Source organism: Amycolatopsis sp. NPDC045836, assembly GCF_056431745.1.
Genome location: NZ_JBWKKF010000008.1, coordinates 118,730 through 138,898, shown reverse-complemented (window position 1 = coordinate 138,898; position 20,169 = coordinate 118,730). Strand labels below are relative to the sequence as shown.

The following is a 20,169-nucleotide window of genomic DNA, read 5'->3' as shown; positions in this document are numbered from 1 at the left end:
TATCGATGATCCCGCTGCACACCGCGGCCGAAGCGGCGGGGGCCGCGGTCGCCGTGCTGCCGATCGGCAGCCACGAGCAGCACGGCCCGCACCTGCCGCTGGCCACCGACACGGTGATCGCCTGCACCATCGCCGAGGCGGTGGCCGGGGCGCACCCGGTGCTGCGGCTGCCGCCGGTCACCATCTCCTGTTCCCACGAGCACGCCGCCTGGCCGGGCACGGTGAGCATCTCGGCGACCACGCTGTTCCACGTCGTCACCGACGTCGCGGCTTCGCTGCGGGCGAGCGGGGTGGAGAAGCTGGTGCTGGTCAACGGGCACGGCGGCAACTACGTGCTGGGCAACGTCGTGCAGCAGTCCACCGGCATGGCGTTGTTCCCCAGCGCGGAGTGCTGGGACGACGTGCGTGCCGCGGCCGGGCTGGAAACCACTTCGTACAGCGACATGCACGCGGGTGAGCTGGAAACCTCGATCCTGCTGCACGCCCAGCCGGACCTGGTGCGCCCCGGCTACCAGGCCGCCGACGAACTCGCCGAGGACCGGCGGGACCTGCTCACCCTCGGGCTTTCGGCGTACACCGGGAGCGGGGTGGTCGGCAGGCCGTCACTGGCCACGGCCGCCAAGGGCCGCAACGTGCTCGACCGGCTCGTCGAGGCGTTCGGGGACTGCCTGGCGGCGCTCGACCGCTGAACGCACCAGCACCCCGGCGCCGGGCAGGCTCGCCACCGCGCTCAGCAGGCCGTACACCACGGCCACGGTCAACCCCTGCGCCGCACCGAGGCCCGCCGCGCCGAAGGTGAGCGCGGTGACCCCTTCGCGCGGCCCCCAGCCGCCGACGTTGACCGGCAGGCCCATCGCCAGCAGCGCCAGCAGGAAGATCGGCAGGAGCTCGGTGATCGGCGCCCCGGTGCCCGCGACCCGGGCCGCCAGCAGGAACAACGCCAGGTGCCCGGCCAGCGCGGCCGCCGACAGGCCCAGCACACCCGGCCAGGTCCGCCGCGACAGCAGGCCGGTGCGCAGGTCGGTGACCGCGGCGGCGGTGCCGCGGCGCCACTTCGACCCGCTGCCCGCCCAGCGCCGGGTCACCACCGGGGCGACGGCGAACAGGCACAGCGCCACCGGCACCAGTGCGATGCCGATGCTGGTGACGGTTTCGCGGGCCGGCGCGGGAACCAGCGACGGCTGCACCGTCAGCACGGCCACCCCGGCGGCGATGAGCACCACCTGACCGCCGGTGCGCTCCAGCACCACGGCCCGCACCCCGCGGCCGAGATCACCTTCGTCCCGCCCGTGGCGGACGGCGCGGTGCACGTCACCGAGCACTCCCCCGGGCAGCACCACGTTGAGGAACAACGCGCGGTAGTACGCCGCGATCGCGGCACCCAGCCCGAGGCCCAGTCCCAGCCCGCGGGCGACCAGCACCCAGCGGCCCGCGCACAGCGCGGTGGTGAGCAGGCCGAGCGCGAGCGCCCCGGCGACCGCCGGTGCGGTCACCGCGCGCACCCCGTCGAGCAGGGCGCCGGTACCGAGTTGCCAGCACAGGAAACCGAGGACGGCGGTACCCGCGAGCAGGCGGGCCCACCGCCAGCACCCGCGCCGCTCCGGGGTGGGCGCTGCGGTGGTCATCTCGAGTTCCCTCCTGCCGCGGCCGGGTGGCCCCGGCAACCAGCACCACGTGCGGTGCCGGTGGCGGGTTCAATCGAGTTCGGCCTGCCGCAGCAACTCCAGCAGTTCGGCGTGCAGCGCGGGGCCGACCGCGATGGTCGCGGCCGAGTCGACGGTGTGCTCGCTGCCGTCGCCGTCGAGCACCAACCCGCCCGCTTCGCGGACCAGGAGCGCTCCGGCGGCGGTGTCCCACGGCAGGTTCGACAGGATCACCGTGCCCGCCAGCTTGCCGTGGGCGACCCAGGCCAGGTCGATCGCCGCGCTGCCGAGCATCCGGATCCGGTGCGCCCGCGCGCCGAGCCGGGCGAGCAGGCCGAGCCGCACCCGGTTCTTCGCCTCGGCGCCCTCGCCCGTGGCGAAGTCGCCGACCGACAGCACCGCGCCGGACATCCGGTCCACGTCGGCGATCCGGATCGGCTCGTCACCGGCGAACGCACCACCGCCGTCGACCGCGGTGTAGCGGGTGCCGAGGAACGGCAGGTCGATCGCGGCCAGCACGGCCCGGTTCCGGTCGACCAGGCCGAGCGCCACCCCGCACAACGGGATGCCGTGGGCCAGGTTCGAGGTGCCGTCCACCGGGTCCAGCACCCACCACCGGCCGCCGGGGCCGGAATGGCCGTGTTCCTCGCCGAGGAAGCCGATCTCCGGGGTCTCGGCGGCCAGGAACTCGCGGACCGCGTCCTCCACCGCGAGGTCGACGTCGGTGACCAGATCCCGGTCGCCCTTGAGCGTCACGGTGTCCGGGATGCGGGAACCGAAGATCCGCCCGGCCACCGCCAGCGCGCCGGCCGCCACCGCCTGGAGGTCGGTGTACTCACCCATCAGCTGCTGGCCCGGCCGGCCAGTCCGGTCACCACGGAATCGAGGTGCGGCAGGTCGTGGCCGAGCCGATCCCGTTTCGCGGTGAGATAACGGATATTGTGATCGGTGGCCTGGATGAGCAGTGGTACGCGGGCGGAAATTCCGATTCCGTGCTTTTCCAGCGCCTTGATCTTGTCGGCGTTGTTCGACAACAGTTCGACCGAGCGCACACCGAGGTATTGCAGCACCCGGGCGGCCGGGCCGAAATCGCGGACGTCCACCGGGAGACCCAGCGAGGTGGCCGAATCAACGGTGTCCAAACCCTGTTCGTCCTGCAGCACGTGGGTGCGCACCTTGGCCACCAGGCCGATTCCCCGGCCCTCGTGTCCGCGCAGGTAGACCAGCACGCCACGGCCCCGCTGCACGATCATGTCCAGTGCCGCGCCGAGCTGTTCCCCGCATTCGCAGCGCTGCGCCGAGAATATGTCGCCGGTGACGCATTCCGAATGCACGCGGACCAGCACGCCCTCTTGTTGCCACGGGTCACCGAGCACCAACGCGATGTGTTCGTGGCCGCCGTCCCGGAATGCGACGGTGCGGAATTTTCCCCGGCTGGTCACCAGATCCGCTTCGGCGACGTCCTCGAACTCGACAGCGTGCTCCCGCATCAACAACTCCTCATCAACGCTCAGCCCCGGCCACACACGCTAACCAAGATCGGGGGGAACGTCCACGTGTTCGATCAACCCGGCGGCAAAGCCAGCAGGTCCCGGTGGCGCACCGCCACCCGCAGCTCACCGGCCGCGCACGCGGCCAGCCGCGCCCGCAGGTAGCGCTCGGCGGCGGGCCCGAGCGCGGGTTCCTGCTCGACGGCCGCGCCGACCCAGCCGGTGAGCCATGCCGGCAGCAGCGCCGAATGGGCCGCGTCCAGCTGCCAGTCGCTGGCGGCGACCCGGACGGTGGCGCCGTGCGCGCCGAACGCTTCGGCGGCCACCGGCACGCTGTCCGGGCCGAGCAGTTGCCTGCCGCGGTCGACCCGCCGCTGGTGCGCGTTGAACGCGGCGGTGAGGTCGGCGTCCAGCGGCTCGGCCGGGGTCAGCTCGACCTCGCCCACCACCGACAGCGTCAGCAGGGCGGGCACGCCCGCGCAGGCCGTGGCCAGTGCGAAGACCTCTTCCGCGGTCAGCAGGTCGAGCAACGCCGAGGCGGTGACCAGCGAGGTCCCGGCGAAGTCGGTGGCGTCGAGGTTCGTCACGTCACCCCGGGCCGTGCGCACCTCGACGCCGCCGGGCAGGCGCTTGGCGGCCTCGGCCAGCAGCGCGGTGTCGCGGTCGTGCAGGGTCCACCGCTGCGGCCCCGGGAGCTCGGCGGACAGCCAGCGGGCCATCGAACCGGTGCCGCAGCCGAGGTCGCGGATGTGCAGCGGCGGGCTCAGGCGCTCGCGCAGCGGTTCCAGCAGTTCCCCGGCGCGTGCTGCCGCATCGGCTGGTTCGCGCAGGTCGAGCCATTCGGTGGAGAACCCCGTCATGCGTGCTCCAGGATGTGGGCGAGTTTTCTCGCGGTGTGGTCCCAGCCGGAGAGCGTGGCGCGGCGGGCGTAAGCCGATTCGCGCAGGCGTTCCCGCAACGGGCCGTCGGTCAGCCAGGCGCGCAGGGCCTTGGCCAGTGCGTCCGGTTCGGGTGGGACGAGCAGGCCGGGCACGACTCCTTCCGGAGCCGTGCCGAGGGTTTCCGGCACGGCGTCGACGTCGCTCGCGAGCACCGGGATGCCGCGGGCCAGCGCCTCGGTGATCACCATGCCGAAGGTCTCCGCCCGCGACGGCAGCACGACGAGGTCCGCCCGTTCGAACTCGGCGGCCAGCTCCGCGCCGGTGCGGGGGCCGGGCAGTTCGATCCGCTCGCCGAGACCGCGTTCGGTGACCAGTTCCGCCACCTCGGCGGCGTAGCCGGGGTCACGGGTGGTCGTGCCGACGCACCGGCAGTGCCAGTCGAGGCCGGTCAGCTGCGCAAGCGCTTGCACCAGCAGGTCCTGGCCCTTGCGACGGGTCACCGCGGCCGGGCAGAGCAGCTGCCGCACCCCGTCGGTCCCGGCGGCGACCGGGGCGGTGTCGGTGCCCGGCGGCACGTCGTGCACCCGGCCGAGACCGTGGTGGGCGGCCAGCTGCCCGGCCGCCCATTCGCTGGTGGCGATCACCGCCCGCACCGCGTGCAGCGTCGCGCGTTCGAGGTGGTCCAGACCGGGGTGCTCGACCCGCAGCGGCAGGTGCACCAGCACGGCCAGGCGCAGCCGTTCCGCGTGCGGGGTGATGATCTCCGGGACCCCGCAGGCGACCAGTCCGTCGAGCAGCACCAGCGCGCCCGCCGGCAGGCCGGTGAGCAGGCCCGCCAGCCGGTCGCACGCCTGGTCACCCGGTTCGGGCCAGCTGCCGTCGACCGCCGATTCGTGCACCTGCCAGCCGAGTTCACGCAGGCCGTCGCAGATCCGGCGGTCGTAGGTGTTGCCGCCGCTGGGCACCAGCGGGTCGTCCACGTCCCCCGGCAGGACGACGTGCACCGCCGTCACAGCGACCGCTCGTAGCTGGCCCAGGCGACGTGTGATTCGTGCAGGGTCACGGTGATGCCGGTGAGCCCGCTCGCGCCTTCGCCCAGCGCGCCTTCGGCCACCTTCACCGCGAGGCGGTCGGCGATCACCTTGGCCAGGAACTCGGTGGAGGTGTTGGTACCGGCGAACTCCGGCACCTCGTCGAGGTTGCGGTAGTTCAGTTCACCGAGCACCGCGCCCAGTTGCTCGGTGGCGAGGCCGATGTCGACGACGATGTTGTCCGCGTCCAGTTCCGGCCGCTTGAAGGTGGCGTCCACCACGAAGGTCGCGCCGTGCAACTGCTGCGCGGGGCCGAACACCGCCCCGCGGAAGCTGTGCGCGACCATGATGTGCCCGCGGACGTTCACACTGAACAAGGCTCACTCTCCTGAGTAGACGATGCGGTGGCACAGCGCCGGCAGGTCACCGGCGGCCAGCCGGGGCAGCACCTCGGGCAGTTCGCCGAAGGGGCTCTCCCCGGTGATCAGGGCGTCGAACCGGGCGTCGGCGAGCAGGTCCAGCGCCAGCGCCATGCGGTCGGCGTAGGTGTTGCGGGTGCGCCGGGCCGGGGAGACCACCCCGACCTGGCTGGCGCGGATGGCCAACCGTCGCGAGTGGAACGACTCCCCCAGCGGCAGGGTGATCCGCTGCTCGCCGTACCAGCTCAGTTCCACCACCACGCCGTCCGTGGCGAGCAGTTCCAGCGAGCGCACCAGCCCGCGTTCGGTGGTGCTGGCGTGGACGACCAGGTCGCAGTCACCAGCGGCTTCCTCGGGACCGGCGAAACCGACGCCCAGCGCTTCGGCCACACCCGCCCGTGCCGGATCGGCGTCGACGAGTTGCACCCGCGCCCCGGGGAACCCCGCCAGGATGGCGGCCACCGAGCAGCCGACCATGCCCCCGCCGACCACCGCGATCCGGTCCCCGACCTGCGGCCCGGCGTCCCAGACCGCGTTGACCGCGGTTTCCACGGTGCCCGCCAGGATGGCGCGCTCGGGCGGCACGGTCTCCGGTACCGGGGTCACCGCGCTCGCCGGGACCACGTACGCCGTCTGGTGCGGGTAGAGGCAGAAGACGGTGCGACCGCGCAGGTGCGCCGGGCCCCGTTCGACCACGCCGACGTTGAGGTAGCCGTACTTGACCGGGCCCGGGAACTCCCCTTCCTGGAACGGCGCCCGCATCACCCGGTGCTGGCTTTCCGGCACCAGCCCGCGGAAGACGAGCGTTTCGGTACCGCGGCTGACGCCGGAGAACAGGGTCCGGACGAGGACCTCGTCGTCGCCGGGTGGTGGCGGGTCGACCGGCCGGAGTTCGCCCTCGCCAGGAGCGCGGAGCCAGAAAGCGCGGTGCATTTCCCTCCCGGGTTCGAAGATCGCCTCGCCAGGATATGCCGACGGACGGGGTTCCGGCCCGCTTGAACCGTTCGGGCCGGTGGTACGTGGGACCGGGTGAGCAGAGGGAGGACCCCATGAAGTTCCCACTGGGCCGGGAAGCAGCACGCTGGTTGCTCGGGCAGCTGGTGCTGCTCACCGCGCTGGGCGGGTACACCGGTGCCGGTCCGCTGGGCTGGCTGGCGGCCGGTGCGTACACCGCGGCGCTGTGGGGGGGTGCTGACCGCGGCGTTCGGCGGGCCGTGGGACCTCGGGCCGGCGAACCGGGTGACGGTCGGGCGGGCGGCGCTCGTCGGCGGGGTGGTGCTGCTGGTCGCCGAAGGGACCCACCGGCCGCTGCTGGTGGTCCTCGCCTCGGTGGCCCTCGTGCTGGACGCGGTGGACGGGCGGGTGGCGCGGCGCACCGGCAGCGCGTCCGCGGCGGGTGCCCGGTTCGACATGGAGGTCGACGCCTTCCTGATCCTGGTGCTCAGCGTGCCGGCCGCCGCGGTGACCGGGCCGTGGGTGCTCGCCATCGGCGCGATGCGGTACCTGTTCGCCGCCGCCGCGTGGGTCGCGCCGTGGCTGCGGGGCGAGTTGCCGCCGAGCACGGCCCGCAAGGCGGTGTGCGTGGTGCAGGGCGTGGTGCTGGTCGTGGTGAGCGCGCGGGTGCTGCCGGACCCGCTGCCCGCGGTGCTCGCGGCCGCGGCGCTGGCGGCACTGGTGTGGTCGTTCGGCCGCGACACCGGCCGGCTGTGGTCGCGGCACGAGTTCCGGTTCACGCCTAATCTGGCGGCATGGGCATTCGCCGAGTCCGCACCCCGGATCGCGCGGCCGTGGCCGAGGCGGGCCGCACGCTCTCCGCACGGCTCGCCCCGACCCCCGTCCACGCGGGTGACGACGGGTTGCTGCTGAAGCTGGAGACCTTCCAGCCGACCGGCGCCTTCAAGGTCCGCGGTGCGCTCAACGCGCTGGCGAACCTGCCGGGGCACGTCGTACCGGTGACCGCGTCGGCGGGCAACCACGGGCTCGGCGTCGCCCACGCGGCCGGGGTCCTCGGCCGCCGCGCCACCGTGGTGGTGCCCGGGAACGCCTCTCCCGCCAAGGTTTCCGCGCTCCGCGCGTACGGCGTCGACCTGGTCGAGACGGGTGGTTCCTACGACGACGCCGAGCGGCACGCGCTGGAGCTGGCCGCGGCCGGGGCCCACTACCTCTCGGCCTACAACGATCCGGACGTGATCGCGGGCCAGGGCACCATCGGCCTCGAACTCGACGAGCAGGTTCCCGGGCCGGTGACCGTGGTGTGCCCGATCGGCGGCGGTGGCCTGGCCGCGGGGCTCGGGTTGTGGGCCGCCGGCCGGGACGACGTCCGGATCGTGGGCGTCGAATCCGCCGCGTCGACGGCGGTGTCCGAGTCCGTGCGCGCGGGCCGCGCGATCGACGTGCCGATCGGGGAGACGATCGCCGACGGGGTCGCCGGTGGGGTGGAACCGGGTTCGGTCACCATCGGGCTGATCGCCGAGCACGTGGCCGAACTGCACACCGTGACCGACGGGGAAATCCGCGCGGCCATGCGGTACCTGCTCACCGCACGCGGGGTGGTCGCCGAGGCCGCCGGAGCCGTCGCGGTGGCGGCTTTGCTTGCGGGCAAAGCAAAACCGCGGGGCCGGGCGGTCGCCGTGGTGACCGGGCGCAACATCACCCCGTCCTCGCTGGCCGCCGCCGTGCACTGATACCGGGCTTGGCTTTTCCTGAAACCGCTGCCGTTCACCGGTAAGGGGGGAAACGGGTGCGCAATTAGGGGGTTGGGCGGGCGCGGTTCCGGCTGGCACAGTAATCCGGACCGGTCTTTTTGCTCCGCGCGCATTTCGACCTCCTTGGAAGGAAACGAGAGGCGATGCCAAGATCTGCCGAAGCCACCCCGATTCCGGCCGCCCCCATTTCGCTGAGCACCACCACGGTGGACATCGTGGTGCCGGTGTACAACGAAGAACGCGCGCTCACCGGCACGGTCGAGGTGCTGCGGGCCTACCTCCGCGAGAACTTCCCGTACGACTGGACCATCACGGTGATGGACAACGGCAGCGAGGACGGCACGCTCGAAGTGGCCAGCGCGCTGGCGCGCAACGACGAGCGCGTCCGGGTGCGGCACCTCGACGTGGCCGGTCGCGGCCGGGCCCTGCGCGAGGCGTGGGGCGGCAGCGAAGCCGACGTGGTGGTCTACATGGACGCCGACCTGTCCACCGGGCTGGACGCACTGCTGCCGCTGGTGGCCCCGCTCGCCAACGGGCACTCCGACCTGGCCATCGGCTCGCGCCACGCCCCCGGCGCGCGGACCATCCGCGGCCTGCAGCGCGAGTTCATCTCCCGCTCCTACAACGCGTTGATCCGGCTCACCCACGGCGCCCGGTTCCGCGACGCGCAGTGCGGTTTCAAGGCCGCCCGCGCCGACATCATCCGGCCGCTGCTGCACCACGTGCACGACGACGGCTGGTTCTTCGACACCGAACTGCTGCTGCTCGCCGAGCACAACGGGCTGCGCGTGCACGAGGTGCCGGTCGACTGGATCGAGGACGTGGACACCAGGGTGGAGGTGACCAGCACCGCCTGGCACGACATCCGCGGGCTGATCCGGGTGGCCAGGGCCAAGGCGCGGGGCACCGCGCGGGTGGACGAACTGCCGCAGCGGCCCGACCCGAAGCCGATCCACCCCGACCCGGTGCTCGGCGGGCAGGCGGGCGCGCTTTCCTGGCAATTGCTCTCGTTCGCCATCGTCGGCGCCATTTCCACGGTCGCGACGCTGACCCTGTACGCGATTTTCCGGGAATGGCTGCCGCTGCTGCTGGCCAATTTGACCGCGCTCACGCTGACCACCCTGTTCAACACCGAAGCCAATCGCCGGTACACCTTCGCGGGCCGACGGCATTCCACCGGACGGGTGCATTTCCAGGGATTGATCGTCTTCGCGTTGTACTACGGGTTCACCTCGGGCGCGCTGCTGCTGTTGCACTGGCTGGTCCCGGACGCGTCACGCGTGCTGGAACTGGTGGTGCTGCTGGTGTCGTCGATCCTCGGCACCACGGGCCGGTTCCTGTTGCTGCGCAACTGGGTGTTCCGCCGGAGGGGAGCGGCGGAATGACCACCACCGAACAGCGGGCACCGGTCACCACGAGCCCGCGCTGGCCGGTCTGGGCGCTGGCCGGGACCTGCCTGCTGGCCGCGCTGCTCTACGCCTGGGGCTTCACCTCCGGCAGCTGGGGCAACACCTACTACACCGCCGGTGTGAAGGCGATGTCGTCCGGCTTCACCAACTTCCTGTTCGGCGCCTACGACCCGGCGGGTGCGGTTTCGGTGGACAAACCGCCGATGGCGCTGTGGCCGCAGGTGGTGTCGGTGTGGATCTTCGGTTACCACGGCTGGGCCGTCCTGCTGCCGCAGGTGCTGGCCGGGGTCGGCGCGGTGTTCCTGCTGCACCGGACCGTGCGCCGGTGGGCGGGGGAACCGGCCGGTCTGTTCGCCGCGCTGCTGCTCGCGCTCACCCCGATCACCGTCGCGGTCAACCAGGTCAACCTGCCCGACACGCTGCTGGTGCTGCTGCTGGTCGCCGCCGCGTACGCGCTCACGCGCTCGATCGACGGCGGCAGGCACCCCGGGTGGCTGCTGTGGTCGGCGTTCTTCGTCGGCTGCGCGTTCACCACGAAGATGCTGCAGGCGTGGATCGTGGTGCCCGGGTTCGCCGCCGCCTACCTCGCCGGCACCAGCGGCCCGGTCCGCCGCCGGCTGCTCGACCTGCTCGCCGCCGGGCTGGTGCTGTTCGTCTCGTCGTTCTGGTGGCCCGCGCTGCGGGACTGGTGGCCGGGCGAGAAGCCGTACATGGCCTCGACCGCCGACGGCACCGCGATGGACCTGATCTTCGGCTACAACGGTTTCGGCAGGCTGTTCGGAGCCGAAGGCGGCGTTGCCGCCGCCGCGCAGCCTGGCGGCGGCAACGTTGGCGTGGCCGGTGGCGCCTCCGGCATCACCCGGATGTTCGGCGCGGCGGGCGGCGGGCAGATCTCCTGGCTGCTGCCGCTGGCGTTGCTGGTGCTGGTGCCCGCGGTGGCCGGCCTCCGCCGGGCGGAGCGCGGGCAGCGCGCCGGCTGGGTGCTGTGGGGCAGCTGGCTGCTGCTGGCCGGGCTGCTGTTCAGCTTCGCGCAGGGCGTGATGCACCCGTACACCTCGGCCATGCTGGCCCCGGCGGTCGCGGCGCTGTGCGCGGCGGGCATCCCGCTGCTGTGGCGGCACCACCTGGGGCGCACCGCCGCCTGGGTGCTGCTGCCGCTGGCCGTGGTGCTCACCACGGGCTGGGCGTGGGTGGTGGTTTCCCGCAACCTCACCTGGCACGGCTGGCTGCGCTGGGCCGTGCTGGTGGCCGGGGTCGCGGCGGTGCTCGCGCTGGTGCTCGCGAAGCGGCGGGCCGACCTGCGCCGCCCCGCGCTGGGGCTGACCCTGGCCGCGCTCGTGCTGGCGCCCGCGGTGTGGTCCGTCGGCACCGCGCTGGACGGCAACCGGATCGGGGTATTGCCGTCCGCCGGTCCACTCAGTGAACTGTTCGCCAAGATGAAGGGCAGCCCCGGCGGGTTCGGCGGGTTGCTCACCGCCGATCTCAGCCAGGAGAACCGGCGCGTGCTGGCCTACGCCGAGGAGAACGGTGGCGGAGCGGAGATCGTGCTGGCGGTCGAACGGGGCTCGACCGCGACCTCGCCGTTCCTCATCCACACCGACGCCACCGTGGTCGGCCTCGGCGGGTACGCCGGCGCGGACCCGGCGCCCTCGACGGCGCAGCTTTCGGACTGGGTGGCGCAGGGCAGGCTGCGGTTCGTGCTGAGCAGCCTCGGGCGGGGGCCGAGCGCACCCGCGCAGCAGGAGCGCGCGGCGTGGCTGGAGCGGCGGTGCGTGCTGGTCGACCCCGCTGCCTACGGCGGCGGTCAGCCGCCCCAGAAGTTGTTCAGCTGCACCTGAGGTTGGGGAGGACCCATGGACAAACCGGTCGCACTCGCGGTGTTCGCGCACCCGGACGACGCCGAACTGGCCTGCTTCGGCACCTTCGCCGCCCTGCGCGCGCGGGGTTACGCGTTGTCGGTGCTGTCGCTCACCGACGGCGCCAACAGCGACGTCGAGCAGTCCTACCTCCGGCCCAAGGAGGCCAGGCTGGCCGCCGCGGTGGTCGGCACCGAGCTGGTCGTCGAGGACTTCGAGGACGGCGCGCTGACCGCCGGGCGGGCCCTGTTCGACCGGATCGAGCAGCACATCCGCCGGGTGCGGCCGTCCATCGTGCTCACCCACTACCCCGGCCCGCGTGAGCACCAGGACCACCAGGTGGTCGGCACGGTGGCGACCACGGTCGCCCACCGGGCCGGGCACGTCGGGCTGGTCCTGCAGGGTGAGCCGCCGTGCCTGGCGGATTCGTTCACCCCGCAGCTCTACACCGACATCACCCCGCACATCGACGTCAAGCTGAAGGCGCTGGCCTGCTACAAGTCCGAAGCGGACAAGGGCTTCATGCACCGCGAGACCGTGCTGGACCGCGCCCGGTGGTGGGCGCGGCAAGCCGGGGCGGTGGAGAACGGCGTCCCGCGCTACTACGAGGCGTTCGTGGTGTCGAAGGCGCTGCTGCCCGTGCTCACCGGCGTCTAGACCTCCTCGCGGGCGCTCCGTCACTCGTTCGGTATGTGGCGTTCGCGATCCTTCCGACCGGAATCGCCCCCGGGGCCGGATCGTTGTACCCGGTGTCGGCAACGGACCCCGAAACTGCCCCGGAAGTTACCCGGGTCACAGTCCGTTCGCGCGGATGGGTGAGTCAAGATCACCCGGCACTCCTCCTTTGGGATGAAGCGAAGTCATTTCATGTTCCACGAGGAGTGTTCGCGCGTTCTCTATAGGGAGAGCCGAGTTACGAAATCGGAAGGACCCCCGACGATGCCCGACTACCAGGACACCACCCGCGCCAACATCGTCTTCGGACTGCGCACCTTCGCCGCGGACCCGGCGCCGCTCCCCGCGGAGCTGGTGTACGACACCAGCGACCCGTACGCGGTGGCCGTCACGTTCCACACCGGGCGCGGCAACGTGCAGTGGATGTGCGCCCGCGACCTGCTCGCCGACGGCCTGCTGGCCCCGGCCGGCCTCGGCGACCTGCGGATCAGCCCGGCCAACGACCCGGAGTTCGTGGTCTTCGAGCTGATCACGCCGGACGGCGAAGCGGTGATGGAAGCCCCGTCGGCGGAGATCGCCGCGTTCCTCGACCGCACCTACGAGAAGATCCCCGCCGGTTCCGAGCACCAGTGGTTCGACTTCGAGCAGGAACTGATCAAGCTCACCTCGCCGCACGGCTGAGCCCGGCCACAGTGGACACGGCGCGTCAGCCGGCCGCCACTCCCCGTCCACTCCGGACCGCCACGGCGGTCAGCGGCGGGTGTAGCGGTGCTTCACGCCGACCGGGAAGTACTCCGGATCACCCGCGTCCCGCAGCTCCACTTCGGGCAGTTGCCGGTCGGCGGGCACGTAGTGGGCGAACTCGCTGTTCAACCGCACCAGTTGCGCCCGGATCGACTCCGCCACCGCGGCCGGGTCCCCGCCCCGGCCGGGCGCGAGTTCCACGGTCACCCTCAGCCGCCGGTCCCGCTGCTCGTCCTCGACCGCCTCGAGCACGAACTTGCCGGTGACCCAGTCGCTGATCCCCGGCTGCTCCAGCCCCACGGTCACGTTCTCCGGATAGACGTTCGCCCCGAAGAAGGACACGGTGAACAGCGAACGGCCGAAGACGTAGACGAACGGCAACTCCTCGCCCCCCGGCGGTTCGAAGCCGTGACGCACGCAGATCTCCAGCAGGTCGTCGTGCGCGTACACCCCGCCCTCGTCGGCGATGTGGTAGCGGATCAGCGGAATCCCGTTGTCACCGGTGAACAGCAGTGTGCCGTCCGTCACCTCGAAGTACCGGCTCGCCGGGTCGTACTGGACCAGGGTCGGCAGCCGGTCGGCGCCGAAGACCGCCCTGGCCAGCTCCGGCCGGGCCGCCAGGAACCGGCGGACGGCCACCGACAACGCGGTCTCGTTGCCCAGCACCCCGGCGTCGGCGGTGCCGTACAGGGAGACCGAATCACGCACCGGATCGGCCATCCCGGCGCGTTCGGCCATCAGGTCGCGCCATTGTTCGCTGAACACCTCACCCGCGAGCACCAGCTTGGTGCGGTACCGCGACCAGTCACCGCCGCTGTCCACCACGTCCTTGACGAACGGCGGGTAGCCGAGCAGCACCACCTGCTCGAAGTGCGGCGCCAATTCCGGCAGCACCCGCAGGATCTCCGCCTTGTTGTTGCCGGGCGCCACCACGGTGATCGGGAAGCCCTTGGCCGCCAGGTGCCGCACGCAAGCCGTGGTGAACAGGCCGCCGACCCAGGTGCCGAGCGGGAAGCAGACCACCGCCAGGGTCCGGCGCTCGTCCGCGGCGAACCCGCGGAACACCTGCTCGAACCGGCGCGCCACTTCCAGTTCGTCGGCCAGTGAGCGCGGCCAGATCGTCGGTGTGCCGCTCGACCCCGACGAGACCGCGATCATGTCCAGGTCGTCCAGCCTGCCGTCGCGGCACAGCTCCGGCAGCGGGTACCGCTGGTGGTAGGTGGCCTTGTCCAGCAACGGCAGCCGTTCGAAGTCCGGCCGCGAGGTGATGGTGGCCGGGTCGACCCCGTGCTCGTGCAGGAACTTCCGGTAGGCCGGCACCGAGCCGGCCACCTGGTGGAACAGGGCCACCGGGTCCATCGCGGCCGGTTCGCCGGCGAAGAACCGTTCGTAGGCCCGCGTCACGCGCTCGGAATCCATGCCCGCATGGTGTCAGACCCGGGCCAGGTCGAGCCGGGCCCGGATCTCGTCCGCCTCCGGCACCCCCATCTCCGCGTACAACGCCAGTGCGTGGTCCCAGTGCTCGCGTTCGCCGGTGGCCTCGCCCAGGCCGTGGTGCGCGGCCGCCTGGTCGCCGATGCAGCCGGTTTCGACCGCGATGCCCAGTGCGTCCCGGAAGAACCCGGCGGCTTCGAGCGGTTCCCGGCGGGCGCGGGCCAGTGCTCCCAGCGAGTTCAGCACGCGCGATTCGACCCCGCGGTCCGCGCATTCGCGTGCGATGGCCAGCGCTTCGGTCAGGCACCGGGCGGCTTCGTCGTACCGGCCCAGGTCCCGGTGGACGTCCCCGCGGTGCTTGAGCGCCACACCCTCGTTGATCCGCCCGCCGGTTTCGCGGGACACCGCCAGCGCCTGGTCCAGCCGCTCCAGCGCCTCGTCGCACCGGCCGAGCGAACGCAGCGCACCACCGAGGATGCCCAGCGCGTACCCCTCGCTGGTCCGCGTGCCGGTCTCGGCGAACAACGCCAGCCCCTGCTCCAAAGAGGACACCGCGGCTTCGTGTTTTCCTTGTGCGGAAAGCACATCTCCAAGGTTCACCCGCACGTAACCCTCACTGGTGCGGTCACCGGTGTCCCGCGCGGCGGCGAGCGCGAGGTGCAGGTACCGCGCGGCGTCGTGGTAGCGGCCCATGCCGCGGCAGGTCGCGCCCAGCACCACCAGCACCAGTCCCTCGCTGGTCCGGTCGCCGGTTTCCCTGGCCAGGTCCAGCGCCTGCTCCAGGTACCCCAGCGCGTCGGCGAACCGGCCGAGCCCCCGGCAGACCAGGCCGAGCGTGTTCAGCACGTAGCTCTCGGTGTTGCGGTTGCCGCTCTTCCGCGCGCCGTCCAGTGCTTCTTCGAGGTAGCTCAGGGCTTCCTTCGACCGCCCGACCCGCCAGTACCCGAGGCCGATGAGCGTCAGCGGGTCGGTGCGCTCGCCGCCGTCGGTGCACGCGGACGCGTGCGTGTGCAGCATCAGCGCGTCCTCGTGGTAACCGCCGAGGTCCAGGAACTTCCAGAGGAGGCCGGAGAGCAGCCGCACGTGCTCGGGCCAGCCGTGGCGCGTGGCGTGCGAGGCGACGGCGAGCAGGTTGCCGCGTTCGGCCTCCAGCCACCCCTGCGGGTTCTCCGGCCGCCAGTCCGGGAACCGCGGCGGCGGTGCCTTCGGCCGGAGGTGCCGTTCCTGCGGGGAATCCAGGTCCACCGCCACCGCGGCGGCGGCCACGTAGTGGTCGAACAACCGGGTCAGCGCGTCGCGATCCTCACCGGCCAGTTCGGCGGCGTACACCCGGAGCAGGTCGTGCAGCTGGTACCGGCCGGGCAGCAGTTCCTCGGCCAGGTGCGCGCGGACCAGCACGGCGAGCAGCCGCCGCGCCTCGGCCAGGTCGACGTCGGCGAGCGCGGCCGCCGCGTCGGCGGTGATCGCGCGACCGGGGTGCAGGCCCCACCGGCGGAACATCCGCGCGGCGTCACGCGGCAGGTGCCGGTACGACCACGAGAACACCGCGCGGACCGCGGTGCGCGGGTCGCCACCGCCGTCGAGCAGGTCCAGCCGCCGCCGCTCGTCGGCCAGTTCCGCGGCCAGCTCGGCCAGCGACACCTCCGGCCTCGCCAGCGCCAGTTCGGCGACCAGCCGCAGCGCGAGCGGCAACCGCACGCAGTACTCGGCCAGCGCCTCCGCCGCCACGCGTTCGGCGGTGACCCGCGGGCCGAGCAGGGTCTGCAGCAGCGCCAGCGCGGCCCCGGGGGTCAGCAGGTCGACCAGCACGCGGTGGGCCCCGTACCGGGCGATCAACGCGGGCAGCGTCTGGCGGCTGGTCACCAGCACCGAGCAGGCCGGCGAGCCCGGCAGCAGCGGCCGCACCTGCTCGGCCGAACCGGCGTTGTCCAGGATCAGCAGCAGCTGCCGCTCGTCCAGTTCGGTGCGGAACCTCGCCGCGCGCTGGTCCTGCTCGGCCGGGATGTCCGAGCCGGGCACGCCCAGCGCACGCAGGAAACCGGACAGCGCGTCACCCGGCTCGACCGGGCGTTCCGGGCCGTACCCCCGCAGGTCGAGGTAGAGCTGGCCGTCCGGGAAGCGCTCGCGTGACCGGTGCGCCCAGCGCAGGGCCACGGCGGTTTTGCCGACCCCCGCCGTGCCGGACACCACGGCGATGCGCACCGCCGTGCCGTCGTCCGGCAGCAGGTGGTCCAGTGCGGCCAGTTCCGCGGACCGGCCGGTGAACCCGCGGACGTCGGCGGGCAGCTGGGCCGGGCGGTGCCGGGCGGGCGGTGCGTCCGGCCGCAGCACGCGTTCGTGGGCCTGCCGCAGTTCGGCACCCGGTTCGATGCCCAGCTCGTCGGCCAGCCGGCGGCGGACCTCGTCGAACAGCTCCAGCGCCGCCGCCTGCCGCCCGGCCCCCGCGAGCGCGAGCATCAGCGCGGCGTGCGCGCTTTCGTGCAGGGGTTCGGCGGCGACCAGCGCCCGCAGGTGCGGCACGGCGTCCTCGTGGTGGCCCCGCGCACCGGCGATCCCGGCGTAGGCGAGCACGGCGGCCGACCGGCGGGCGGTGAGCGCGTGGCACACCGGGTGCTGCCGGAAACCCTCCGAACCGGACAACACGGGGCCGCGCCAGGTGCCGAGCGCCTCGAGCCAGTGCCGTTCCGCGGTGGCCGGGTCGTCGGCGGCCTCGGCGCGCCGCACCGCGGCCTCGAACTGCAGGAGGTCCAGCTGGTCCTCGTCGGCGGAGAGCAGGTACCCGCCGTCGACCGTGGTGATCACCCGGGCCGGTTCCTGGCGCACCCGACGGGGTTCGAGCACCTTGCGCAGCCTCGCGACGTAGGTGTGCACCAGCTCCAGGCACGAGGACGGCGGATCGTGCCCCCACAGCACGTCGACGATCTCGTCCCGCCCCACCAGCCGGTTCGGCTGGATGGCGAGCAGCGCCAGCAACCGCCGCTGCTTCTCGGCACCCAGCTCCACCGGCGCCCCGGCCTGCTCGACCGCGAGCGGCCCGAGCACCCGGATGCGCAGCGCGGCGACCGGGTCCTCCGCGGTCAGCACGGCCAGCAGGCGGCGCACGGTTTCGGCCCGCGAGCTGCGCACGTGGCCGAGTTCGGCGTTGCGCACCGCACGCAGGCTGACGCCGGCCCGTTCGGCCAGTTGCGCCTGGGTCAGCCCCGCCAGCAGGCGCCGCTCCCGCAGCTTCTTGTCCACCGGCACCTCCAGACATGCCCGTCCAGCTTCCCCAAGATGCCGCCCGGCGGCCACCGCCAAATGCACCACAGGATCGTTTTCGCAGGTCAACGCGGTGGATTTCGAGTACAGGCGCGAGTACAGCGCACCGTCCACCAGTGCCGATTACCGTGGGAGACACCACCGAGGGCACCCGCCGCGTGGGGTACGGCGGGTGCCCTCGTTCCAGTTCAGCGCTCCGGCGAGTTCACCGCGCGACGTGCTGCCGAGCTTGGGGTACGCCTTGTACAGGTGGTAAGCCACGGTCCGCGGGCTCAGGTACAGCTGGGCGGCGATGTCGCGGTTGGCCAGTCCCCGCGCGGCGAGCTGGGTGATCTGCAGTTCCTGCGGGGTCAGCTCGGCGAACCGGCCCGAAGCCGCGGTCCTGGCCACGCCCGCGCCGCTGGCCCCGAGTTCGGCCTGCACTACCAGCGCCCCTGACCACCCGCTCACTCGCCGCGGAGGCGGGAGTGGCGGCGGCCGTAGGCGAAGTAGATGAGCAGGCCGAGGGCGAGCCAGGCGGCGAAGCGGAGCCAGGTCAGCACGTCCAGGTTCAGCATCAGGTACAGGCACGCCAGCGCCGCCACCACCGGCAGGACCGGGGAGAACGGCACGGTGAACGGCCGCTGCAGGTCCGGGCGCTTGCGCCGCAGCACCGGGACCGCGACCGCCACGATGATCATCGCGGACAGGGCGCCGATGCTGACCATGTCCGACAGCTCGGTGATCGGCACGAAGGCGGCGAGCAGCGCGATGAGCACCGCGCCGAGAATGGTCACCCGGTGCGGTGTGCCCCACCGCGGGTGCACCGTGCCGAGCTTCTTCGGCAGCAGGCCGTCACGCCCCATGGCGAAGCCGATCCGGCCGATGGTCACCAGTTCCACCATCATCACCGAGGTCAGCCCGGTGACCGCGCCGAGTGAGATGAGCGCGCTGATCCAGTGCATGCCCACCGAGTCGAAGGCGTCGGCCAGCGGGGCGCCCTCGTCGATGTCGGTGAACGGCACCATGCCGGTCAGCACCAGCGAGACCCCGATGTAGAGCAGCGCGCAGATGCCCAGCGCACCGAGGATGCCGACCCGGAGGTCCTTGCGCGGGTTCCTGGTCTCCTCGCCCAGGTTCGCCAGCGCCTCGAACCCGGTGTAGGCGAAGAACACGATCGCCGCCGCGGTGAGCACCCCGGCCAGGCCGAACGCCGACTGCTCCAGCCCCAGCCCGGCCTGCACCACCGGCTGGTGCAGCAGGTCGGCGTCCGCACCGGCGGGCTGCGACGGCGGGATGAACGGGGTCAGGTTCGACCCCTGCACGAAGAAGACGCCGACGCCGAGGATCAGCAGGCACACCGCCACCTTGACCGCCACCAGCAGGTTGGTGAACCGGGCGGACTGCTTGATCCCGGCCACCGCGACCGCGGTCAGCACGGCGATGACGAGCACCGCGCCGACGTTCACCGTGGCGTCCTCGCCGAACCACTCCGGGGGCAGGCCGAGCAGGTTCGCCAGGTAACCGGACCAGCCGCGGGAGACCACCGCCGCGCCGAGCGCGAACTCCAGCAGCAGGTCCCAGCCGATGATCCAGGCGAACACCTCGCCGAGGGTGGCGAAGGCGTAGGTGTACGCGCTGCCCGCGGTCGGCACGCTCGACGCCAGTTCGGCGTAGCAGAGCGCGGCCAGCCCGGCGACCACGGCGCCGATCACGAACGAGAGCGTCACCGCGGGCCCGGCGTGGGTCTTCGCCTCCACCCCGGCGAGGGTGAAGATGCCGGTGCCGATGATGATGCCGACCCCGAATCCGACCAGGTCACGCCCGCGCAGGTGGCGCTTGAGGTCGCCGGCTCCCTGCCGCTGGAGCACCGTGTCGACGTCCATGGTGCGCATGATTCCCATGCGGGGAACCGTAGGAGTTCCGGCCGCGTTCCGCAGCGCTGCCTTCACCGTTCGCCGGGGGATCGGCCGCCGGCGCCTCTACCACCGGGAGGCGCCGGCGGCCCGCAATCACCCCAGGAGATCGATCTCCAGTTTGCCGTAGTGGAAGTCGCGGATGGCTCCGAGCATTTCGTCGACGGTGAGCTGCCCGTTCCGGTTGGTGTCGATCTGGTCGAAGTCGGCGCGGGCCTTGTCCGGGTCGGCGCCGATGGCGCTCATGTAGGCAGCGAATTCGTCGCGGTTGATGGTGCCGTCGCGGTCCCGGTCGCAAAGTCCCACCACGGCCTCCACCAGCGGGCGCACCACGCGGTTGAAGGTGGCACCGCTCTGCTCGGAAATCAGTTTTTCGTCGATCTGCAGGAATTTCTCCTTGGGTATCGTGCCGTTCGGCCCGACCCCGGCTTCCTTGGCGTGGTAGTCGAAGATGCCGAGGAGCGCCTCGCGCACGCGCTGCCCCTCCGGTGAGCCGGGTTGCTTGTCGAACGCCCGGGTGATGCGTTCCGCTTCCTGCTCGAAATCGGCGCGTTCCAAGGCACCGTTGCCATTGGCGTCCCAGGACTTGAATCGTTGCTCGAGCCTGGTGTTCGCGCTCGCAGTGGTCATGGGGACTCCTTTCGGAAAATGGGTTCCGGCGCAATTCCCGGCTGGCGGAATTCCAGCGTAACCACGGGATCGGTGGCCGGGTAAGGGATCGCGGCGCAA

The 20,169-nt window shown here is 72.3% G+C and carries 19 protein-coding genes; 7 read left to right on the top strand and 12 right to left on the bottom strand.

What is annotated here, in order from left to right; translation table 11 throughout:
• Positions 1 to 5: 5 nt before the first annotated feature.
• Positions 6 to 689 (top strand): creatininase family protein, encoded by a 684-nt coding sequence (locus tag AC07EG_RS17165; RefSeq protein ID WP_478254079.1) that lies wholly within the window; start codon positions 6 to 8, stop codon positions 687 to 689.
• On the opposite strand, the gene AC07EG_RS17160 is transcribed toward AC07EG_RS17165, so the two are convergent.
• From AC07EG_RS17160 to AC07EG_RS17130, 7 genes are all read right to left on the bottom strand, one after another.
• The gene (locus AC07EG_RS17160) at positions 603 to 1,625 is read right to left on the bottom strand and encodes a lysylphosphatidylglycerol synthase domain-containing protein (protein WP_478254078.1); all 1,023 of its coding nucleotides are present in this window, start codon (positions 1,623 to 1,625) and stop codon (positions 603 to 605) included. The two genes, AC07EG_RS17165 and AC07EG_RS17160, sit on opposite strands and share 87 nt — an antisense overlap.
• Before the next feature lie 69 nt (positions 1,626 to 1,694).
• Positions 1,695 to 2,486 carry an inositol monophosphatase family protein gene (locus AC07EG_RS17155; protein ID WP_478254077.1) on the bottom strand — a complete coding sequence of 264 codons (792 nt, stop codon included), beginning with the start codon at positions 2,484 to 2,486 and terminating at the stop codon, positions 1,695 to 1,697.
• Positions 2,486 to 3,133 (bottom strand): GTP cyclohydrolase II, encoded by a 648-nt coding sequence (locus tag AC07EG_RS17150; RefSeq protein ID WP_478254354.1) that lies wholly within the window; start codon positions 3,131 to 3,133, stop codon positions 2,486 to 2,488. Before AC07EG_RS17150 ends, AC07EG_RS17155 begins: the two co-directional genes overlap by 1 nt.
• A 74-nt stretch (positions 3,134 to 3,207) precedes the next feature.
• Complete coding sequence (locus AC07EG_RS17145; RefSeq protein ID WP_478254076.1) at positions 3,208 to 3,993, bottom strand: methyltransferase domain-containing protein; 786 nt, start codon at positions 3,991 to 3,993, stop codon at positions 3,208 to 3,210.
• Positions 3,990 to 5,027 (bottom strand): glycosyltransferase family 4 protein, encoded by a 1,038-nt coding sequence (locus AC07EG_RS17140; protein ID WP_478254075.1) that lies wholly within the window; start codon positions 5,025 to 5,027, stop codon positions 3,990 to 3,992. Before AC07EG_RS17140 ends, AC07EG_RS17145 begins: the two co-directional genes overlap by 4 nt.
• Positions 5,024 to 5,422 (bottom strand): 6-pyruvoyl trahydropterin synthase family protein, encoded by a 399-nt coding sequence (locus AC07EG_RS17135; RefSeq protein WP_478254074.1) that lies wholly within the window; start codon positions 5,420 to 5,422, stop codon positions 5,024 to 5,026. Before AC07EG_RS17135 ends, AC07EG_RS17140 begins: the two co-directional genes overlap by 4 nt.
• A gap of 3 nt (positions 5,423 to 5,425) precedes the next feature.
• Positions 5,426 to 6,397 carry a zinc-dependent alcohol dehydrogenase gene (locus tag AC07EG_RS17130; RefSeq protein ID WP_478254073.1) on the bottom strand — a complete coding sequence of 324 codons (972 nt, stop codon included), beginning with the start codon at positions 6,395 to 6,397 and terminating at the stop codon, positions 5,426 to 5,428.
• Between the two features lie 255 nt (positions 6,398 to 6,652).
• Here AC07EG_RS17130 and AC07EG_RS17125 point away from each other — a divergent pair, with 255 nt between their 5' ends.
• The 6 genes from AC07EG_RS17125 to AC07EG_RS17100 all read left to right on the top strand — a co-directional run bounded on the left by AC07EG_RS17125 (position 6,653) and on the right by AC07EG_RS17100 (position 12,790).
• The gene (locus AC07EG_RS17125) at positions 6,653 to 7,330 is read left to right on the top strand and encodes a CDP-alcohol phosphatidyltransferase family protein (RefSeq protein ID WP_478254072.1); all 678 of its coding nucleotides are present in this window, start codon (positions 6,653 to 6,655) and stop codon (positions 7,328 to 7,330) included.
• Complete coding sequence (locus tag AC07EG_RS17120; protein ID WP_478254071.1) at positions 7,213 to 8,148, top strand: threonine ammonia-lyase; 936 nt, start codon at positions 7,213 to 7,215, stop codon at positions 8,146 to 8,148. Before AC07EG_RS17125 ends, AC07EG_RS17120 begins: the two co-directional genes overlap by 118 nt.
• A gap of 164 nt (positions 8,149 to 8,312) precedes the next feature.
• Positions 8,313 to 9,554 carry a bifunctional glycosyltransferase family 2/GtrA family protein gene (locus AC07EG_RS17115; protein WP_478254070.1) on the top strand — a complete coding sequence of 414 codons (1,242 nt, stop codon included), beginning with the start codon at positions 8,313 to 8,315 and terminating at the stop codon, positions 9,552 to 9,554.
• Entirely contained in the window at positions 9,551 to 11,416 is a 1,866-nt protein-coding gene (locus AC07EG_RS17110) for an ArnT family glycosyltransferase (RefSeq protein ID WP_478254069.1), read from the top strand. Before AC07EG_RS17115 ends, AC07EG_RS17110 begins: the two co-directional genes overlap by 4 nt.
• 15 nt (positions 11,417 to 11,431) lie before the next feature.
• Positions 11,432 to 12,091: a PIG-L deacetylase family protein gene (locus tag AC07EG_RS17105; protein ID WP_478254068.1), complete on the top strand. Its 660-nt coding sequence runs from the start codon at positions 11,432 to 11,434 to the stop codon at positions 12,089 to 12,091.
• A 282-nt stretch (positions 12,092 to 12,373) separates the two neighbouring features.
• Positions 12,374 to 12,790 carry an SsgA family sporulation/cell division regulator gene (locus AC07EG_RS17100; protein ID WP_478254067.1) on the top strand — a complete coding sequence of 139 codons (417 nt, stop codon included), beginning with the start codon at positions 12,374 to 12,376 and terminating at the stop codon, positions 12,788 to 12,790.
• A 69-nt stretch (positions 12,791 to 12,859) separates the two neighbouring features.
• On the opposite strand, the gene AC07EG_RS17095 is transcribed toward AC07EG_RS17100, so the two are convergent.
• From AC07EG_RS17095 to AC07EG_RS17075, 5 genes are all read right to left on the bottom strand, one after another.
• The gene (locus AC07EG_RS17095) at positions 12,860 to 14,272 is read right to left on the bottom strand and encodes a phenylacetate--CoA ligase family protein (protein WP_478254066.1); all 1,413 of its coding nucleotides are present in this window, start codon (positions 14,270 to 14,272) and stop codon (positions 12,860 to 12,862) included.
• A 12-nt stretch (positions 14,273 to 14,284) separates the two neighbouring features.
• On the bottom strand, positions 14,285 to 17,524 hold the full coding sequence (locus AC07EG_RS17090; protein ID WP_478254065.1) for a tetratricopeptide repeat protein: 3,240 nt from the start codon (positions 17,522 to 17,524) through the stop codon (positions 14,285 to 14,287).
• A gap of 144 nt (positions 17,525 to 17,668) precedes the next feature.
• Positions 17,669 to 17,968 carry a helix-turn-helix domain-containing protein gene (locus tag AC07EG_RS17085; RefSeq protein WP_478254064.1) on the bottom strand — a complete coding sequence of 100 codons (300 nt, stop codon included), beginning with the start codon at positions 17,966 to 17,968 and terminating at the stop codon, positions 17,669 to 17,671.
• Between the two features lie 23 nt (positions 17,969 to 17,991).
• The gene (locus AC07EG_RS17080) at positions 17,992 to 19,428 is read right to left on the bottom strand and encodes an amino acid permease (RefSeq protein ID WP_478254063.1); all 1,437 of its coding nucleotides are present in this window, start codon (positions 19,426 to 19,428) and stop codon (positions 17,992 to 17,994) included.
• 108 nt (positions 19,429 to 19,536) lie between these two features.
• Positions 19,537 to 20,070 (bottom strand): EF-hand domain-containing protein, encoded by a 534-nt coding sequence (locus AC07EG_RS17075; protein WP_478254062.1) that lies wholly within the window; start codon positions 20,068 to 20,070, stop codon positions 19,537 to 19,539.
• Positions 20,071 to 20,169 lie beyond the last annotated feature (99 nt).

Bases quoted from the DNA above. Each gene is read 5' to 3' on its own strand.
- AC07EG_RS17150 (WP_478254354.1), bottom strand. From the start codon at position 3,133: ATGCGGGAGCACGCTGTCGAGTTCGAGGACGTCGCCGAAGCGGATCTG.
- AC07EG_RS17100 (WP_478254067.1), top strand. From the start codon at position 12,374: ATGCCCGACTACCAGGACACCACCCGCGCCAACATCGTCTTCGGACTG.
- AC07EG_RS17120 (WP_478254071.1), top strand. From the start codon at position 7,213: ATGGGCATTCGCCGAGTCCGCACCCCGGATCGCGCGGCCGTGGCCGAG.
- AC07EG_RS17080 (WP_478254063.1), bottom strand. From the start codon at position 19,428: ATGGGAATCATGCGCACCATGGACGTCGACACGGTGCTCCAGCGGCAG.
- AC07EG_RS17105 (WP_478254068.1), top strand. From the start codon at position 11,432: ATGGACAAACCGGTCGCACTCGCGGTGTTCGCGCACCCGGACGACGCC.
- AC07EG_RS17110 (WP_478254069.1), top strand. From the start codon at position 9,551: ATGACCACCACCGAACAGCGGGCACCGGTCACCACGAGCCCGCGCTGG.
- AC07EG_RS17165 (WP_478254079.1), top strand. From the start codon at position 6: ATGATCCCGCTGCACACCGCGGCCGAAGCGGCGGGGGCCGCGGTCGCC.
- AC07EG_RS17075 (WP_478254062.1), bottom strand. From the start codon at position 20,070: ATGACCACTGCGAGCGCGAACACCAGGCTCGAGCAACGATTCAAGTCC.
- AC07EG_RS17130 (WP_478254073.1), bottom strand. From the start codon at position 6,397: ATGCACCGCGCTTTCTGGCTCCGCGCTCCTGGCGAGGGCGAACTCCGG.
- AC07EG_RS17145 (WP_478254076.1), bottom strand. From the start codon at position 3,993: ATGACGGGGTTCTCCACCGAATGGCTCGACCTGCGCGAACCAGCCGAT.
- AC07EG_RS17095 (WP_478254066.1), bottom strand. From the start codon at position 14,272: ATGGATTCCGAGCGCGTGACGCGGGCCTACGAACGGTTCTTCGCCGGC.
- AC07EG_RS17115 (WP_478254070.1), top strand. From the start codon at position 8,313: ATGCCAAGATCTGCCGAAGCCACCCCGATTCCGGCCGCCCCCATTTCG.
- AC07EG_RS17155 (WP_478254077.1), bottom strand. From the start codon at position 2,486: ATGGGTGAGTACACCGACCTCCAGGCGGTGGCGGCCGGCGCGCTGGCG.
- AC07EG_RS17160 (WP_478254078.1), bottom strand. From the start codon at position 1,625: ATGACCACCGCAGCGCCCACCCCGGAGCGGCGCGGGTGCTGGCGGTGG.